Annotated in this window: 12 protein-coding genes; 11 read left to right on the top strand and 1 reads right to left on the bottom strand. The window is 74.5% G+C overall.

What is annotated here, in order from left to right:
• Nucleotides 1-64: 64 nt before the first annotated feature.
• The 11 genes from Sfr03f_RS04915 to Sfr03f_RS04865 all read left to right on the top strand — a co-directional run bounded on the left by Sfr03f_RS04915 (nt 65) and on the right by Sfr03f_RS04865 (nt 15099).
• Nucleotides 65-3280 (top strand): condensation domain-containing protein, encoded by a 3216-nt coding sequence (locus Sfr03f_RS04915; protein WP_159105548.1) that lies wholly within the window; start codon nt 65-67, stop codon nt 3278-3280.
• Nucleotides 3281-3300: 20 nt separating this feature from the next.
• The gene (locus Sfr03f_RS04910) at nt 3301-4029 is read left to right on the top strand and encodes a thioesterase II family protein (protein ID WP_108952450.1); all 729 of its coding nucleotides are present in this window, start codon (nt 3301-3303) and stop codon (nt 4027-4029) included.
• Nucleotides 4030-4101: 72 nt separating this feature from the next.
• Nucleotides 4102-6018 (top strand): non-ribosomal peptide synthetase, encoded by a 1917-nt coding sequence (locus Sfr03f_RS04905; protein ID WP_108952449.1) that lies wholly within the window; start codon nt 4102-4104, stop codon nt 6016-6018.
• Between the two features lie 65 nt (nt 6019-6083).
• Complete coding sequence (locus tag Sfr03f_RS04900) at nt 6084-6977, top strand: phenylalanine 4-monooxygenase (RefSeq protein ID WP_108952448.1); 894 nt, start codon at nt 6084-6086, stop codon at nt 6975-6977.
• Complete coding sequence (locus tag Sfr03f_RS04895) at nt 6974-7165, top strand: hypothetical protein (RefSeq protein ID WP_108952447.1); 192 nt, start codon at nt 6974-6976, stop codon at nt 7163-7165. Before Sfr03f_RS04900 ends, Sfr03f_RS04895 begins: the two co-directional genes overlap by 4 nt.
• Nucleotides 7166-7273: 108 nt before the next feature.
• Nucleotides 7274-8740 carry a condensation domain-containing protein gene (locus tag Sfr03f_RS04890; RefSeq protein ID WP_108952446.1) on the top strand — a complete coding sequence of 489 codons (1467 nt, stop codon included), beginning with the start codon at nt 7274-7276 and terminating at the stop codon, nt 8738-8740.
• Nucleotides 8741-8880: 140 nt separating this feature from the next.
• Entirely contained in the window at nt 8881-9468 is a 588-nt protein-coding gene (locus Sfr03f_RS04885) for a cysteine hydrolase family protein (protein ID WP_108952445.1), read from the top strand.
• 80 nt (nt 9469-9548) lie between these two features.
• A complete protein-coding gene (hypE, locus tag Sfr03f_RS04880; protein WP_245967399.1) occupies nt 9549-10580 on the top strand; it encodes a hydrogenase expression/formation protein HypE in 1032 nt (343 codons plus the stop codon).
• A 12-nt stretch (nt 10581-10592) separates the two neighbouring features.
• Nucleotides 10593-13007 (top strand): carbamoyltransferase HypF, encoded by a 2415-nt coding sequence (gene hypF / locus Sfr03f_RS04875; RefSeq protein ID WP_245967398.1) that lies wholly within the window; start codon nt 10593-10595, stop codon nt 13005-13007.
• Between the two features lie 26 nt (nt 13008-13033).
• On the top strand, nt 13034-14374 hold the full coding sequence (locus Sfr03f_RS04870; RefSeq protein ID WP_108952444.1) for a PLP-dependent aminotransferase family protein: 1341 nt from the start codon (nt 13034-13036) through the stop codon (nt 14372-14374).
• Nucleotides 14371-15099 carry a gamma-glutamyl-gamma-aminobutyrate hydrolase family protein gene (locus Sfr03f_RS04865; RefSeq protein ID WP_108952443.1) on the top strand — a complete coding sequence of 243 codons (729 nt, stop codon included), beginning with the start codon at nt 14371-14373 and terminating at the stop codon, nt 15097-15099. Before Sfr03f_RS04870 ends, Sfr03f_RS04865 begins: the two co-directional genes overlap by 4 nt.
• 46 nt (nt 15100-15145) lie before the next feature.
• Here Sfr03f_RS04865 and Sfr03f_RS04860 read toward each other — a convergent pair whose 3' ends face one another.
• Nucleotides 15146-17578, bottom strand: a complete 2433-nt coding sequence (locus Sfr03f_RS04860) for a LuxR C-terminal-related transcriptional regulator (RefSeq protein ID WP_108952442.1) — start codon at nt 17576-17578, stop codon at nt 15146-15148.
• Nucleotides 17579-17805 lie beyond the last annotated feature (227 nt).

Below are 17805 nucleotides of genomic sequence, written 5' to 3'. Positions count from 1 at the left end.
CATTGGGACGCCGGGACGGGCACCGGCCCGGTGCGGCCGGCGCGAGCGAGGAGGATCCACAACGATGACCGAGGAAACCCTGGTGGTCGACACCTCGTTCTCGCAGCAGAGCCTCTGGTTGCAGAACAGGATCGATCCGGGTCAGGCGGCGTACAACGTGACGGCCGCGGTGCGGCTGCGGGGCCCGCTGGACGTCGGGGCGCTCGAGCGCGCCCTCAACACGGTGGTGGCGCGGCACGAGGTGCTCCGCACCGTCTTCGACCTCGACGAGGGCGAACCCGTCCAGGTGATCGGGCCGACGGCCCCGCTGCGGGTGACGGTGACCGACTGCTCGCCCGAGGACCTCGAGGAGACCGCGCGGGAGGAGCTGGCGGCCCCGTTCGACCTGCGGGAGGGGCCGCTGGTCCGGCTGCGGCTGCTGCGGCTGGGCGAGCGCGACCACCTGGCGCTGCTGGTGATGCACCACATCGTCACCGACGGCGCCTCCTCGGGCATCTTCTTCCAGGAGCTGACGGCCGCCTACCAGGCGCATCTGGCGGGAGCCGAACCCCGGTTCGCGGAACTGCCCATCCAGTACGCGGACTTCGCGGTGTGGCAACGCGAGCACCTGAGCGGGGACAGGCTGCGGGAGCTCACCGGCTACTGGTCCGGGGCGCTGGCGGGCGCGGTGGCCTGCGAGCTGCCGACCGACCGGCCGCGCCCGGCCGTCCTGTCCGACCGTGGGGGCACGCATCACTTCACGGTCCCCGATCCGCTGGTGCGCCGGCTGGAGGCGTTGGCGCGCCGCCGGAACGCGACGCCGTTCATGGTGCTGCTGGCGGCGTTCGACGTGCTGCTCGCGCGCTACAGCGGGCAGCACGACATCACCGTGACCTCCCCCATGTCCGGCCGCACCCGCCCCGAACTCGAGGGCCTCATCGGCTACTTCGTCAATCCGCTGATGCTGCGCACCGACATGTCCGGCGATCCGGCGTTCTCCGAACTGCTCGACCGGGTGCGGGACGTCTGCCTCGGCGCCTACCGGCACCAGGAGCTGCCCTTCGAGCAGGCGACGGACCTGATCCGCCGGCAGGGCGCCTCGGCACGGCCGCCGGGCGCGCAGGTGATGCTGGTCCTGCAGGCCAAGGCGCCCCTGCGGTGGGAGTCGGCCGGCCTGGAGTTCGAGATGACGCACATCGACACCGGCACGGCCAAGGCCGATCTCGCCCTCGACGTGCGGCCGGGCGACGCCGGCCACCACGTGGTCCTGCAGTACAGCGCCGACCTGTTCGACGCGAGCACCGCGGAGCGCATCGGCGCCCACTTCGTGTCGGTGCTCGAGGCCGTCGCCGACCGCCCCGAGCGCGCCGTCTCGGAGCTGGCCCTGCTGTCGGCGGAGGAGCGCGACACCCTGCTGACCGCGTGGAACGCACCCGGGGCCGACCCGGTGGAGGGGCGGGTGTCCGAGGCGGTCGCCGAGTGGGCGCTCCGGACGCCGGACGCGCCGGCCGTGGTGGCGGGCGACGGCGTGCTGGACCACGCCGGACTGGACCGGCGGGCCGGTGAGCTGGCGCGCGTGCTGGAGCGGTCCGGGGTGCGGGCCGGGACCCCGGTGGCCTTGGTCATGGCGCCCTCCTGCGCCCTGGTCGTGGGGGCCCTGGCCGTCCTGAAGGCCGGGGGCGCCCCGCTCGCCGTGGACCCCTCGCTGCCCGGCGAGACGGTCCGGCGGGTGGTGGCCCGCTCCGGGGCGCCCGTGGTGCTGACCGAGGACGGCCCGCGGCCCGCGGACGCCTCCGGTGACGCGGCCGGGTACGGTGCGCACGGCGCCGGGGAAGCCGGGCACGGTGCGCACGGCGCCGAGGAGGCCGGGCACGGTGCGCACGGCGCCGGGGAAGCCGGACACGGGGCCGGGGAGGTCGCGCTGTGGTCCTGGGCGCCGTCCCGGGACGGCGCGGTCACGCTCGCGGACCTGGGCCACGGCGCCGTGCTGACCGCCGCCCGGGACGTCGCCGCCCACCTGTCCCTGGTCCCCTCGGACCGGTGGTGGTGCGGGTCCCGGCGCTCCGAGCACGTGCTGCGGCAGATGTTCCCGGTCCTGCTCCGCGGCGCGACGCTGCTGCTCCCCGGCGCTCCCGGCGAGGAGTTTGCCACGGCGTCCGTGCTGTCCCTGGCCGGGACGGCGCCCGCGGACCTTCCGGTCCCGCCCGCCACGGCCACCCGGGTGGTGGTGGGCGACGCCCCGGAGACCGTCCGGCGCGCCGTCGAACTCGTCGGCGACGGACCGGCCCGGGTGGTGCGCCTGCTGGACCTGCCCGAGACGGCCGGCCCCGTCGCGTGGGGCGATGCCGGGTCCGCCGCGGGCCCGACGTCGTGGCGGCGGCTGCCGGGGCACGACCTCCACGTGCTGGACGAGCATCTGGAGCCCGTGCCCCTCGGCGTGACGGGTGAGCTGTGCGTGGCCGGTCCCCCGATCGGCCCCGGCCCCGGCTCCGACGACCGCCCCGGCTCCGGCTCCGGCGACCGCCCCGCCCCCGCCGACCGCTCCCGGCCGGCCGGCCCGTGCCGCGTCCCGGACCCCCACGCGTCCCGGCCCGGCGCCCTGCTGCTGCGCACGGGTGAGCGGGCGCGCCGGCGGCCCGACGGCACGCTGGAGCTGCTGGGGCGCACCGACGGGCTGTGGCTCGCCGACGGTCTGCGCCTCGATCCGCGGGAGGCGGAGACCGTCCTGGGCGCGCTGCCGGGCGTCGCCGCCTGCGCCGTGCTCCCACGGCCCGTGGCCTCGGGCGGCTTCCGGCCGGTGGCCTACGTGGTCGCCGCGCCCGGTGAGCAGCTGGACCCGCCGGCCCTGCTCGACGCCCTGGCCGAGGAGCTGCCCGCGGCGTGCGTGCCGGCCGGGATCGTCGCGCTGGACGCCCTTCCCCGCACCGCGGCGGGCGACCTCGACGTGGCCGCCCTTCCGCTGCCGGAGGCGGCTCCGGCCGGCGGGGCCGCCGGGCACATCGCCCCTCGCACCCCGCTGGAGACGGAGATCGCCCGGATGTGGGAGGAGATCCTCGAGGTGGAGGACGTCGGCGCGAGTGACAACTTCTTCGATCTCGGCGGTCATTCGCTGACGGCCGTGCGCCTCGCCTCCCGGATCCGCGACGACCTCGGCGTCGACCTGGCGATGCGTGACCTGTACGCGGACTTCACCGTGGCCGAGGTGGCCTGGAAGGTGCTGCAGCGCCTGGTCGAGGAACCCGCCGGCGCGGACGTGCAGATGGGTGCCGTGGCCGGCACGGAACCGGCCGGGACCCGCTGACCCGAGGAAAGAGGAGACCCATGCCGAGCACCACCCTGTTCTGTCTTCCGCCCGCCGGGGCCGGGGCCGCGTTCTTCCGGCCCTGGGTCGGCCGTCACCCCGGCCTGCTCGTCGTCCCGGTGGAGTTCCCGGGCCGGGGGAAGCGCTTCACCGAGCCCGAGCGCACCGACCTGGACGGCCTGCTGGAGGTGCTCGTTCCCGAGATGCTGGAGGCCTCCGCCACCTCGGAGCGGGTCGTGGTGCTCGGCCACTGCTTCGGGGCGGTCGTCGCCCACCGCGCAGTGCGGGCGATGGCCCGCAGAAGGCCCGGCCTCGATCTCACCCTGGTCGTCAGCGGCTCCGGCGGGCCCGGATCGGCCGATCAGGCCGCCGCCCGGGAGCGCCGGGTCACCGGGCTGCCCGACGACGAGTTCGCGGCCCGGGTCCAGGAGATCTCCGGCTACAGCCACCCCGCCCTCGCCGACCCCGCGTTGCACCCGCTGGTGCTGCCGCCGCTGCGGACCGACGTGGCGATGCACGAGAGCCATGCCTTCCCCACCTCCCGGCCCCTGTCCCTGCCGGTGCTCGCCGTGCGGGGCAGCGAGGACGACAGGGTGTCCGCGAAGGACGCCGGAACCTGGCGCTCCGTCACGACGGGCCGCTTCCGGCTCGCCGAGATCGACGGCGGCCACATGTACCTGACCGACCGGACGGACGCCCTCCTCCAGCTGATCGCCGAGGAGACGCACCCCGCCCGTGCGGCCCGCTGAGACCGTCCGCGGGCCCGGCAGGCCCGTCCGCCACCACGCCGGCCAGGGCCCCGCGCCCCCGGAGCACCCCACTTGGAGCTGAGTCGCTTGTCCCTGCTGCCCGCCCCTTCCGCGGCCTGCGCCGCGCCCTCCCGGGCCCTTCCGACGAGCCGGACGGAGGCAGGACCACCGTACGAGGACGTCGTCACCCTCTTCGAGCGGCAGGTCCGTGCCGCCCCCGGCCGTCTCGCGGTGTCGGCCGCCGACGGCGACCTCACCTTCGCCCAGCTGGACGCCCGGGCGAACGCCCTCGCGGACCGTCTGAGGGCCGCCGGCGTCACCCGCGAGTCACGCGTCGCCCTGTGCCTGCGCCGGGGGGCCGGGCCGGTGGTGGCGATCCTCGCCGTGTGGAAGGCCGCGGGGGCCTACGTGCCGCTGGACCCCTCCTACCCGCCGGCACGGATCGAGGCGATCCTCGACGACTGCCGTCCCGACGTCGTGCTGACCGACTCCGGCGGTCTGCGGACGCAGCACCCCACGCTGCTCCTGGACGAGGACGGTGACGCCCCCGGGGCGGCCGGGGCGGACCTGCCCGCCGAGGCCGGGCCGCCCCGCGACCCGGGCACGCTCGCCTACGTCATCTACACCTCCGGCTCCACCGGGAAGCCCAAGGGGGTGCAGGTCGAACGAGGTTCGCTGGCCCATCTCGCCCGGGGCCACCAGCAGCACCTCTTCCCCTTCCTCGGGGAGCGGCCCGCGCGCTCCGCCCTGACGGCGGCGTTCAGCTTCGACGCCTCGCTGAACCAGATGCTGTGGCTGCTGCGCGGCGACTCGCTGTGGATCGTGGACGACGAGACGCGCCGCGACGCGGTGGCCCTCGTCGACTACGTCCGCAGGAACCGCATCGACGTCATCGACGTCACGCCGACCCTGTTGACCGTCCTGATGGAGCTGGGCCTCTTCGAGGGGGAGGGCAGCCGTCCCGCCCTGGCGATCGTGGCGGGCGAGGCCACCGGGCCGGTCCTGTGGAAGGCGCTGCGCGCCCTGCCGGGCACGCGCTTCCTGAACCTGTACGGCCCCACCGAGGCCACCGTGTACGCCACCGCCCAGCCGCTGGGCAGCGCCGGCGACGTGCCGAGCATCGGCCGGCCGGTCGTCGACACGCTGGCCCACGTGGTCGACGCGGAGGGGCGCCGGGTCCCGGACGGGGCGGACGGCGAACTGTGGCTGGGCGGCCCGGGTGTGGCACGGGGGTACTGGAACCGTCCCGACCTGACGGCCGAGCGGTTCCTGGACGACCCGTTCGAGGGCCGCGGCCGGGTCTACCGGACCGGCGACCGGGTGCGCCGGCTCCCGGACGGCGGGCTGGAGTTCCTCGGCCGCGTGGACGACCAGGTCAAGATCCGCGGCTTCCGCGTGGAGCCGGGCGAGGTCGCCGACGTGCTGGCCCGCCATCCGCGGGTGGGGCAGGCCGCGGTCGTCGCGCGTACCGACAGGACCGGCGCCACCCGCCTCGTCGCCTACGTGGCGGCCGCGATCGCCGGGGAGCGGCACGCCTCGGCGGACCCCGGGGCGGCCTCCCTCCCGGACGCCCTCAAGGCGTACGCGGCCGAGCGGCTGCCGGACCACCTGCGGCCGTCGCTGATCCTCGAGCTGCCCCGGCTGCCGCTCAACCACCACGGCAAGCTCGACCGCGAGGCCCTGCCCGACCCCTACCTGACCACGGAGGCGGACGGGCCGGCCCACCCGCCCGCGGGGCCGCCGCCGCGCACGGCGACCGAGCGGACCGTTGCCGCCCTGTGGGCGGAGAACCTCGGCCTGCCCGGCGTGGGCCGCCACGACAACTACTTCGACCTGGGCGGGGACTCCCTCACCGTCGTCCGGATGATCACGCGGATCACCGGGCGGTTCGGCGTCACGGTGTCGCTGCGCGACGTCCTGGGCGCCGCCGATCTCGCGGAGTTCTGCGCCCTGGTCGACCGGGCCCCACGGGCCGAGGCGACCCCCTGACGGGCCGCCGGGGCGCCGGGGGCGCCCCGTCACGACGACACGCACATGCGAAGGAGCGCGTTTCCATGTTCCAGGAAGGCCAACGGGACGTACCGTCGGCGCCGGGCGACGACGGCACGCCGAGGGTGTGCCTCGGCCGCGACCATCCCGGCTCGGACGACCACGACTACGGGCGCAGGAGGAACGCCATCCTGGCGGCGGCGCTGGCGCACACCCCGGGGGATCCGGCTCCCGAGGTCGAGTACGCCGCGGACGACCACGCGTGCTGGCGCGTCATCCGCAAGGAACTCGGCATCCGTCACCGGACCTATGCGTGCGCCGCGGTGAACGAGGCGGGCGAGGCGCTGGGACTCCCCTACGACCACGCGCCGCAGCTGCGGGACGTCTCCCGGCGGCTCGGCGAGCTGACCGGCTTCGGCTTCGCCCCGGCGGCGGGGATCGTGCCCGTGGAGGACTTCTACGGGACGCTGGCGGACGGCACGTTCCAGGCGACGCAGTTCATCCGCCACTCCTCCATGCCGTTGTTCTCCCCCGAGCCGGACATGGTCCACGAGATCGTCGGGCACGGAACGGCGCTGGCCGACGCCCGGTTCGCCGAGCTGTACCGGCTCGTGGGGCGGACCGTGCGCCGTCTGGGGACCAAGGAGGCGGTCAACGCGGTCTCGCGGTTCTTCTGGTTCTCGATGGAGTACGGAGTCGTCGAGGAGAACGGCGAGATGATGGCCTTCGGGGCCAGCCTGCTCTCCTCGTACGGGGAGCTCGCCGAGTTCAGGGGCGTGGAGATACGGCCGATGGACGCCCGGGAGATGGTGACCGTCGACTACACCTACGACCGGTACCAGCCCACGCTCTTCCACGCGCGGTCCCTCACGCACTTCGAGGACTTCGTCACGGACTTCTGCCAGAACGTGACCGACGAGTGGGTCGGCCGGCTGACGGCGTCGAGGGTGCGGGTATGAGCGCGCACGAGATGGTGGCCGACGGCCGTCACCAGGACGTGTGCGTGCGGTGCGGGGCGGTCGCGCGGCGACGCGTCCGCAACCCCACCACCCGGCACATGGTGGTCGAGTGGCTGATCGCGGGGCGGCTCCACCCCGAGGCGCCCGCGTGCCGGTCCGGCGGTGCCCCGGACGGCCCGCACGGCTGAGCCGGACGCCCGCACGGCCCAGTGACGCGCGTCGCCCGCCGGGGAAAGCCCCGACTGCCGCCCCCGCCGGGGAGCTGGTCGTCTGGTCCTGACCCCAGGAGGCGACCGATGACCGGAACACGACTGTCCCAGACGGACTTCGAGACCAGGCGGCGGGTGGAGGAGGCGCTGCTGCGGACGCGCCGTGCCGTCGCGCCGGGGGGCGGCCGCCCCCCGGCGGCCGGGCCCGCGCCCGGCGCCGCCGACAGCGGCGACCGCACCGGCAGCGACAGCACCAACACCAGCGCCACCAGCACGGAGACGCGTTTCCGTGCCTCGGTGGCGCAGGAAGGCATGTGGCAGTCCCTGCGCGGGGGTCCCGGGTCCACCCCGCCCCTGATCGCCGGCGGCCTGCGGCTGTCCGGCCGGCTGGACACCGCGGCGCTCGAGGAGGCGTGGAACGACGTGGTGGCCCGCCACGACAATTTGCGCAGCTCCCTGCGCCTGGAGGACGGGCAGCTCACGCAGGTCGTCGCCTCGTCGCTGCGGGTGTCCGTGCCCGTCCTCGACCTTCCGCCGGGCGGACTGGAGCAGTTCACCCGCGAGGAGGTCGATCTCTCCTTCGACCTGTCGGCCGGGCCGCCGGCCCGCCTGCGGCTGCTGCGGACCGCGCCGGACGAGCACATCGCATTCCTGATGCTGCACCACATCATCGCCGACGGGCGCGCGCTGGAGGTCCTGGTCCGCGACCTCGGCGCCTGTTACCTCGCACGCGCGGCGGGCGTGCGGCCGGAACTGCCCCCGCCTCCCCTGCGCCACGGGGACTTCGCCGCGGCGCATCGCGCCCTGGTCGAGGGTCCGCGCGCCGCCGAGGTCACGGCCTACTGGTCGCGGCGGCTGCGCGGCGCCCGGCCGGCCGAACTGCCCACGGACCTGCCGGCGCCGGCCGAGCCGACGCCCTACGGCGCGCTGCTGGACGTGCCGGTCCCGCAGGAGGTGTTCCGGGGGCTCACGGCGATGGCGCGGCGGGCCCGCACCACCGTCTACACCCTCGGTCTCGCCGCCTTCCAGGTGACGCTGGCCCGTGCCTCGGGACAGCGGGACATCTGCGTGCGCGCGCCCGTCTCCTACCGTGACAGCACCGAGGTCCAGGACCTCGTCGCGGACTTCTCCAACGACGTGGTCGTCAGGACCGACCTGTCCGGCAACCCCACGTTCACCGAGCTGGTCGCCACGGTCGCCGAGGAGAGCAACCGCGACCTCATGCACCACGACGTGCCGGCGCACCTGCTGGAGCCCCACCTCGACGAGCCCGGCCTGCTGGACCGGCTCTTCCACGTGCAGTTCACCGCGGAGAACGACATCGCCGTGGCGGACCGGCTGGGCGAGCTGGCCGTCGAGCGGGTGATGCCCCCGATGCCGTACGTCGCGCGGCCGCTGAGCCTGCGGCTGCGGCACGACGGGGACGGTGCGCGCAGCCTCGCGATCTACAGCACCGACGTGTTCTCCCCCGGGCGCGTCCTGCGGTTCGTCGAGGACTACCACGCGGTGCTGGACGAGATGACGCGGCACGGCGGGCACCGCGTCCTCGGCTGAGGACGCCGCCGGCCGCGACCGGGAGGAGCCGGTCAGGGGATCCCCCGACTACCGGCTCCGCCGCCCCACGGAGATCTTCTAATCACGACGAGTGGCGGACAGCTCGCCACGACTTCCCCGATGCCGAGGAGCAGCCAGGCATGAGCAAGATCGCGGTACTGACCAACGACCTGCAGTACGACCTCGTCAACAAGAACCAGGAGCGGATCGACGCGGTGGCGGAGGCCACCCCGAGCTTTTCCGGCTTCCTCAAGGACATCCGCGAGCGCGGCCACCACGTCTTCCACCTGCAGCTGATCAACCGTGAGGACGACCCGGTGGCCGAGCGCTACGAGGGCGGCCGGCTCCCGGCGCAGAAGGGCACGAAGGGCGCCGAGATCCTCCCGGTCTTCCTGGAGGACTCCGACATCCTCGTGGAGAAGAACAAGGACAGCGGCTTCTACGAGACCGACCTGCACGAGCGCCTGCAGGACCTCGGCGTCGAGACGGTCATCGTGACCGGCATGCAGGGCCAGATCTGCGTCCAGACCACCGCCGCCGACGCGTTCTTCCGCGGCTACAACGTCTGGGTCCCGAGCGACTGCGTCGTCTCCGCCCGCGACCACGACAAGATCCGCGCCCTCGACTGGCTGGACGGCTACTGCGCCACGGTCCAGCCGTCCTCGGAGATCATCCGGCTGATCGACGAGACGGGCGAGCTGCCCCGCAAGGTGTTCCGCACCCCCTGACCGCTCCGCCCGGCAGCGGGCCGGCCCGGCCCGCTCCTCCTCGCCCGTCCCATCCCACCCCGACCCGACAGGGAGCACCGTTGCAGACGGCCACGGAATCTTTTCTGGACCAGCAGATCGTCCTTGACCACGGCACCGGCGCCCGGCTGAGCCGGGAACTCGTCGAGTTCATGGTGGGCGTGCTGGGCGACGTCTATGTCGGCGAGATGGAGGACAGCGCGATGCTGCCGGTTCCGGCCGGCAACATCGCGATGACCACCGACTCCTTCGTCGTCGACCCGCCCTTCTTCGGCAACGGCGACATCGGCAAGATCGCCGTCTGCGGCACGGTCAACGACCTCGCCGTGGTCGGCGCCGAACCGCGGTACCTCACGCTCGCGATGATCCTGGAGACCGGCTTCCCGATCCGCCTGCTCCACCGGGCGCTCGTCTCGCTGCGGGAGACCGCGCTCGAGGCAGGGGTGAAGATCGTGGCCGGCGACACGAAGGTCGTCGGCCCCGGTGAGGCGGACGGCATCTTCCTCAACACCACCGGCATCGGCGTCTTCCACCGCCCGCCGAAGCGGATGACCGACGTCCGCCCCGGTGACAAGATCGTCCTGAGCGGGCCGATCGGCAACCACACCGTCCATCTCCTGTCCGTGCGCGAGGGCCTGGGCTTCGAGAAGAACGTGCTCAGCGACTGCGCGCCGCTCAACGGCCTGATCGAGTCCGTCGACAAGGCGGTGCCCGACGACGCCGTGCACTCCATGCGCGACGTCACGCGCGGCGGGCTCTCCGCGGTCCTGCACGAGTACTCCGCCGCCCTCGGCCGTGCGGTGCGCGTGGAGGAGGAGGCCCTGCCCATCGACTTCGAGACGCGCATGGCCTCGGACATGCTCGGCATCAACCCGATCAACGCGGCGAACGAGGGCTGTCTCGCCCTCTTCGTCGAGCCGGGCGCGGTGGACGCCGTCCTGAAGACCCTGCACGCCCATCCGTACGGCCGAAAGGCCGTGGTGATCGGCGAGGTCACCGACCGGCCCGCGAAGGCGGTCGAGATGGTCGGCAAGGACGGCAAGGTCAGCGAGATCGAAGAGCTGCAGGGCGCGGAACTTCCGCGTCTCTGCTGATCGGAGCGCATCGTGCAGCGGATCACCATCACGAGTGACGGCCCCGCGGACGGGCCGGCTCCCGCCCCGCCCGCCGAAGCCCCGCCCGCCGAACAGTGGCTCGTCCGGGTGTGCGGTGTGGTGCAGGGGGTGGGTTACCGTCCCTTCGTCTACACCCTGGCGAAGTCCCTGGGGCTGACCGGCTGGGTGCTGAACGACACCCAGGGGGTGCTCACCGAGGTCAACGGCCCGCTCCCCCAGCTGTCGGCCTTCACCACGGCGCTGCACGACGACGCGCCGCTGCTCTCACGGGTCGTGGAGGTGCGGGTGGAGGCCCGCGCCTCCGCCCCGGCCCGCCTGCCGGAGGGTTTCGAGATCCGGCAGAGCGCCAGGACCGGCCGCTCCGACACCATCGTGGCGCCCGACTCGCACGTCTGCGACGACTGCCTGCGGGAGGTGCGCGACCCCGCGGACCGCCGCTACCGCTATCCCTTCACCAACTGCACGCACTGCGGGCCTCGTTACTCCATCGTCAAGGACCTGCCCTACGACCGCGAGCAGACGACCATGGCGTCCTTCACCATGTGCGGCGACTGCCGCGGCGAGTACGAGGACCCGGGCGACCGCAGGTACCACGCGCAGCCCAACGCCTGTCCGGTGTGCGGCCCGCGACTGACCCTGTCCGGCCCCTCGGGGGCCCTCGCCGGCGGCGAGGACGCGCTGGGCGGGACGACGGAGGCGCTGGCGGCCGGGCGGATCGTCGCGGTCAAGAGCGTCGGCGGCTTCCACCTGGTGGTCGACGCCAGGAACGCGGCGGCCGTCGCCCGGCTGCGTGCCCGCAAGAAGCGTGACTCCAAGCCCTTCGCGCTGATGGTGGCCGACCTGGCCGGCGCGGCCGCGGTCGCCGAGTGCGGCGCGGCCGAGGCGGAGCTGCTGGAGTCCCCGGCACGCCCGATCGTGCTGCTGCGCAGGAGGCGGGACTGCCCGCTTCCCGAGGAGATCGCCCCGCGCAATCCGAGCCTCGGCATCATGCTCCCCTCGGCTCCGCTGCACCACCTGCTGCTGGACCGTCCCGGCCTCGACGTCCTGGTGATGACCAGCGGCAACGTGTCCGGCTATCCCATCGCCCACCGCAACGAGGACGCACTCGGCCAGCTGTTCGAGGTCGCGGACCTCGTCCTGCACCACGACCGGGACATCCACGTCCGCGTCGACGACTCCGTGGTGCGCTGCTCGGAGCATCCGCGGCTGGCGGAGCCGCTGGTCACCTTCGTGCGCCGCTCGCGTGGCTACGCCCCGTACCCCGTCGAGGTCGACGAGGTGCCCGAGCCGGTCCTCGCCTACGGGGCCGAGCTCAAGACCACGGTGGCCCTCGGCACCGGCTCGAAGGTCTACGTCAGCCAGCACATCGGCGACCTGAAGAACGACGAGACCTTCGCCTCCCACAAGCAGACCGCCGCGCACCTGTCGGAGCTGTACGAACTCGATCCCCGGCACGTCGCCGTCGACATGCACCCCTCGTTCCGCTCCCACGTCCTGGCGGGGGACGAGCGCCCGGGGGCCGTCGTCGAGGTCCAGCACCACCACGCGCACATGGCGTCGTGCATGGCGGAGAACCGGATGACCGGGACCACGCTCGGCGTGGTCTTCGACGGCGCGGGCTACGGCCTGGACGGCACCATCTGGGGCGGCGAGTTCCTGCTCGGCGGCTTCGAGGAGACCGAGCGGGTCGCGCACCTGCGCCCGATCCCGCTGATCGGCGGCGACATGGCGGTGCACCAGCCCGTCCGCACCGGCTTCGCGCTCGCCCTGACCGCGCTCGGCTCCCCCGAGGCCGCCCAGGAGTCCTTCCCCGCGCTGCGCGCCCTCGGCGACCAGGAGCGCCACGTGTACACCACCATGGTGCGGCGCGGCCTCAACGCCCCGCCGGTCTCCAGCATGGGCCGCCTCTTCGACGGCGTCGCGGCGCTGCTGGGCGTCTGTTCCCACGCCGAGTACGAGGCCCAGGGGCCGATCGAGCTGGAGGGCCTGCTGGGGCGGGACATGACGCCCGCCGACCGCCCGTACCGCTTCGGCGCCGAGGAGCCCGCCGGCGAGGGCCTGCCCACGGTCGTCGACCCGGATCCCGTGATCCGGGAGATCGCCGCCGACCTGGCCCTGGGCGTCGACACGGCGACGGTCAGCCGCCGCTTCCACTCCGCGGTGGTGGCCATGGTCGTCGAGCGCTGCGAGGACCTGCGCGCCCGGCACGGCGTGACCCAGGTCGCCCTCTCCGGGGGCGTCTTCCTCAACGAGTTCCTGCTCGTCAACTGCCTCGTGGAACTCCGTCGTGCGGGCTTCGACGCCCGGTCGCACCGGCTGGTGCCCACCAACGACGGCGGCATCGCCCTCGGCCAGGTGATGGTGGCCGGCGCCCGGATGCGCGCCACGGCCCGTGGATCCGCGTGAACCCCCTCAGACAGGAGTCACCCCTCATGAACACCCCCGTGACGCTGGACGATGTCGTACGGCTCCTCGCGGAGAACGAGAGCGAGGCCCGCCGCGGCCTGAGCATGGTGCCGTCCGAGAACGCCATGTCGGGGATCTCCAAGCTCCCGCTGCTGCTCGACCCGTACCACCGGTACTTCTTCAACGAGTCGGACCACCCGGACCGCTGGCACTTCCGCGGCGGGCAGCGCCTGCGCGACCTGGAGATGAACCTCACCGTGCCGCTGCTGCGGGAGCTGGGGCGCGCCGAGCACGTCTCGGTCCGGCCGCTGAGCGGGCTCAACGCGATGGCGCTGGTGCTCGCCGCGCTGGGCGGCGGCCCCGGCTCGACCGTCGTGACCATCGCCCCGGAGAACGGCGGCCACTTCGCCACCGCGAGCCTCGCGCGCCGGCTGGGCCTGCGGGTGGAGTTCCTGCGCGGGGCGGGTCCCCACGAACTCGACCTGGAGCACGCGGCGGACCTGCTGGCGCGGGTCCGTCCGACGCTGGTCTACGTCGACCAGTCGCACTGTCTCTTCCCGGTGGACGTGGCGTCCCTGGTGGCCACCGTCCGCGCGTCGTCCCCCGGCACCCTGGTGCACGTCGACGCCAGTCACTGGTTCGGGCTCGTGCTCGGCGGCGCCTTCCGCAACCCGCTGGACGAGGGCGCGGACAGTCTCAGCGGCTCGACCCACAAGACCTTCCCCGGCCCGCAGAAGGCCGTGGTGCTGACCCGTGACGCCGCGATCGACCAGCGGGTGCGGGAGACGCAGGACTACCTGATCAGCAGCCACCACTTCGCCTCGACGATCGGCCTGGGCATCGCGCTGCTGGAGTTCCGCGACTGCGGCGGGCCCGCGTACGCGCGGGCGATCGTCGCCCACACCCGGCGTTTCGGGCGGCTCCTGGACGAACGCGGGATCACGGTGGCGGCGAAGGACCGCGGCTACTCGGCCGGGCACCAGCTGTGGCTGGACACCGAGGCGGACGGCGTCGCCCCGAAGATTGCCAGCGACCGCCTCTTCGCCGCGGGCCTGCGGGTCAACTTCATGGCGGGTCTCCCCGGCTTCGCGGGGCAGGGTGTGCGCATCGGCCTGAACGAGCCCACCTATCAGGGGCTGGCCGGCGACGACCTGGTCGAGCTCGCCGACGTCTTCGCCGCGGCCGTCCACGACACCGAGCCGTCGCGGGAGCTCGCCGACCGGGTCGCCGCGCTGCGCCTGCGCAGCCGCTTCGGCGCGACCGTCGACAGCACCTCTCCCCTGCTGGAGACGGCGCTCGCCCTGTGCGCGGACGCCCTGCGCACGACGCCCGCCACCTCGCGTCACGCCCAGGCCGTGGCCTCGTGAGCCGCCCCGTCGTCGCGATCGCCTCCTACCTGGAGCAGGCGCGCTGGAACATCTGGGACGCGCGGGCCGCGGTCATCCACGAGAGTTACGTGCGGGGCGTCACCGCGAACGGGGGCCGCGCGGTCGTCCTGCCGCCGGACGACCTGGACGCCGACGTGCTGGACCGGGTCGACGGGCTGCTGCTGCCCGGCGGCGTGGACATCGACCCGGTGCTCCTCGGCCAGGCCCGCCACCCGGAGACGGACCGCGCCCAGCCCCTGCGGGACGCCGCCGAGATGCTCCTGCTGCGCGGCGCCCTGGAACGGGGCCTGCCCGTCCTCGGCGTCTGCCGCGGGCTGCAGCTGCTGGCCCTGGAGTACGGCGGCAGCCTGCACCAGCACCTGCCCGACGTGCTCGGGCACACCGGGCACTGCCCCGCCGAGGGGGTGTTCGGCGAGCATCCGGTGTCCTTCGCCGCCGGCAGCGTGGTGGCCGAGGTGTACGGTCCTCGCGCGCGCGTCAACTCGCACCACCACCAGGGGATCGACGACCCCGGCGCCCTGCGGGTCACCGGTCGCAGCGAGGACGGTCTGGCCGAGGCCGTCGAGGACCCCTCGCGGCGGTTCGTCGTGGGCGTCCAGTGGCATCCCGAGGTGTCCGGCGACGACTCCCTGTTCGCCCGGTTCGTCACCGCCTGCGCGACCCGCCCGGCCGCCGCCCGGACGGCCGCCGCCGCGGCCCTGTGAGCGGGGCCGCGGCGGTCCTGCCGTCCGGGGTGCGGGGGCGTGGCTCTCAGCCCGCCTGGAGCGCGGGGCCGTGGAGCCGGTCGGCGGAGAAGCGCTGACGGGCTCCGCTGGAGCGGCCGACCATGGCGGCCACCTCCGCCCGCGAGGAGACGATCAGCTTCTTGAAGATGCGGCCGAGGTGCGTCTCGACCGTCTTGTGGCTGACGGCGAGGGCCCGGGCGATCTGCTGGTTGGTGCGGCCGCTGCTGACCAGTACGGCGATCTCCAGCTCGCGCTTGCTGAGCGAGCCGAGTTCGCTGCGCGGCGGGCCGGCCGCCACGGGCGCCGCAGCCTCCGCCTTCCGCTCCTGCGTGCCACCGGCGGGGCCCGTGGGCAGGGCGCGCAGCGGGCCGCGGTCACCGGCCGGACCGAGGCGTTCGCACAGGGCGCGGGCGTCCTCCAGGAGCGGCGCGCTGTCGGTCGTGGCGGCGGCCCAGGCGGCGGCCGCGGCGTGCCGGGCGGCGTCGCGCCGCTCCCCCCGCCGTTCCTGCGCCACGGCGACGTCCATCGCGAACTGGGCCACGAACAGGGCGAGCCGGCGGCTCTCCGCGAGGCGCAGCCCCCGCTCCCGGTGTGCCCGGGCGGCCTCCGGGGAGCCGAGCCGGCTTTCCGTCCGGGCCAGGTGCAGGAGGCCGTCCAGGTGCCGGGCGGCCTCGTCGTCGGTGGCCTCGTCGAGCAGGGCGGCGGCCTCGGCCGCGAGCGTGCGGGCCCGCTCGACGGCTCCCGCCCTCACGGCGGCGGCCGCCGCCAGGGCGCACACCCGTCCCCGGGCGGTGTCCGGCAGCGCGCCGGCCGCGTCGAGCAGGGCGGCGGTCCTGCTGTCCGGCCACGTCCGTCCCGTCCACAGGGCCCCGGCCAGCGCGGTGCCCAGCAGCAGGGCACGGTGCTCCGCGCACCCGTCGCCGGCCGCCTCCAGCGCCGCCTCGAGCCGGTCGCCCGCCTCCTCGTGGCCGCCGAGGAACCTCAGCGCCGTGTGCTCCAGCACCGCCGTCTCGGTCCGTGCCGCGCAGGTCGCGGTGAGGGCCTGCGGCAGCGACTCCAGCATCGCGAGCCCGTCGCGCAGCCGCCCGCACGCGATGAGCGCCGCGGCGAGCAGGAGGCGTTCGCGCCCCGTGTCGCGGGTGCGCCCGCACAGGTCCAGAGCGGTGCGGGCCCAGGTCGCGGCCTGACCGGGGTCGGCCCACAGGATCTCGGCCGCCGCGGCCCGCAGCACGTCCACTCCGTCGTCGTCACCCATGACGGCGCTGTGCCCCAGGTGCCGGGCCTGTTCGACGGGCCCGCTGTCGCGCCGCGCGAGCCGCCGGCCCGCCCGGTCGTGGGCTCCCAGCCGCCATCCGGGTCCCGCCGACTGGTAGGCGGCCGCGCGCAGCAAGGGGCTGCTGAACCGCAGCCGGCGGGAGAGACGGCCGGTGTGCAGCAGGTCCTCGCGTATCAGTTCGTCGATCGCCGTGCGCAGTTGCTCGTCGTCGATCTGCGCGACGTCCTTGAGCACGTCCGGGTCGACGGTGTCCCCGAGCACCGAGGCCGCCTGGACGACCAGCCGCCCGAGGGGCGACAGCGTCCGGAAGTCCCGCAGGCAGTCGGTGAGCACGTCGAGCGGCAGCGGGACGGGGGCCCGGTCCCCGCCGTGCACCGTCCGGGTGGCGGCGAACGCCTTGAGCAGGCCCGGGTTGTGCCCGGACTCGGCGAGCATCAGCTCGCACTGGACGCGGCTGATGTCCTCCGGCAGCAGGGCGAGCGCCGCCTCCTCCGTGAGGCGCGGCGGGCCGAGCCGGTGCGCCCGGCCGTCGGCGACCGCCTGGTTCAGCAGGCTCTGCAGGGTGTGGTCGGCCTGGCGCGGACGGTGCGCGAGCGCGATGACGACGGATCCGGCGGGCGGGTTCACCAGCAGGTACGACAGCAGCTCCACCGACGCCTCGTCCGCCCGGTGCACGTCGTCGAGGACGAGCAGCAGGCCGCCGGACGATCCCAGCGACCCGAGCAGCTGCCGGGTGGCCCGGAACGTGCGGTACCGGCCGACCGGATCACCGGACAGGCCCTGGGGCAGCGGCTGCTCCGGCGTGGGGAACACGCCGGAGAGCAGCGTGCTGCGCTCCTCGGGCCATCCGCCGGCCTCGTCGGAGTCGTCCGACGCGGTGAGCACGTCGTCGAGGGCGTCGACGAAGAGCCCGAAGGGCACTCCGTGGAGGGACGGGGCCGCTCCGCTGCCGGCGGCGACGGTCCAGCCTCCGTCGGCCGCCTGCCGGCAGAGGTCGGCCAGGAGGGTGCTCTTGCCCGACCAGCGCTCACCGCGGATCTCGATCACCGACGCCGCCGCGGGCAGGTCGAGCAGCCGGCCGAGCGGGCCGTCCTGGTGGTGTCCGCGGGCGAAGCTGCGCCCGAAGGCGCGGGGCAGTCCGGTGGGGGGCGGATCGGCGGGGGATTGGTTGTCGATGGTCACTTCTGTCAGCTCCTCGGCGGATCGCCTCGGGGATCACCCGAGGTGTGCGGCGACGCAGAACTACCGCTGGGCAGTGGCCCGGAGCGCGCTGGACGGACGATCGGACACGTCGGCTGCGGTGGCGGATCGTGCGTGGAGCACGGACGACTCCTCAAGGGCAGGCGGTGCGGAGCGGGAGGGAGAGCAGTCGGCGCTCTCCCTGCCACAGCGGTGATCAGCACTTTTCC

The sequence above is a fragment of the Streptomyces fragilis genome (assembly GCF_003112515.1).
Lineage (GTDB): Bacteria > Actinomycetota > Actinomycetes > Streptomycetales > Streptomycetaceae > Streptomyces > Streptomyces fragilis.
This window is presented reverse-complemented; position numbering and strand designations above follow the sequence as displayed.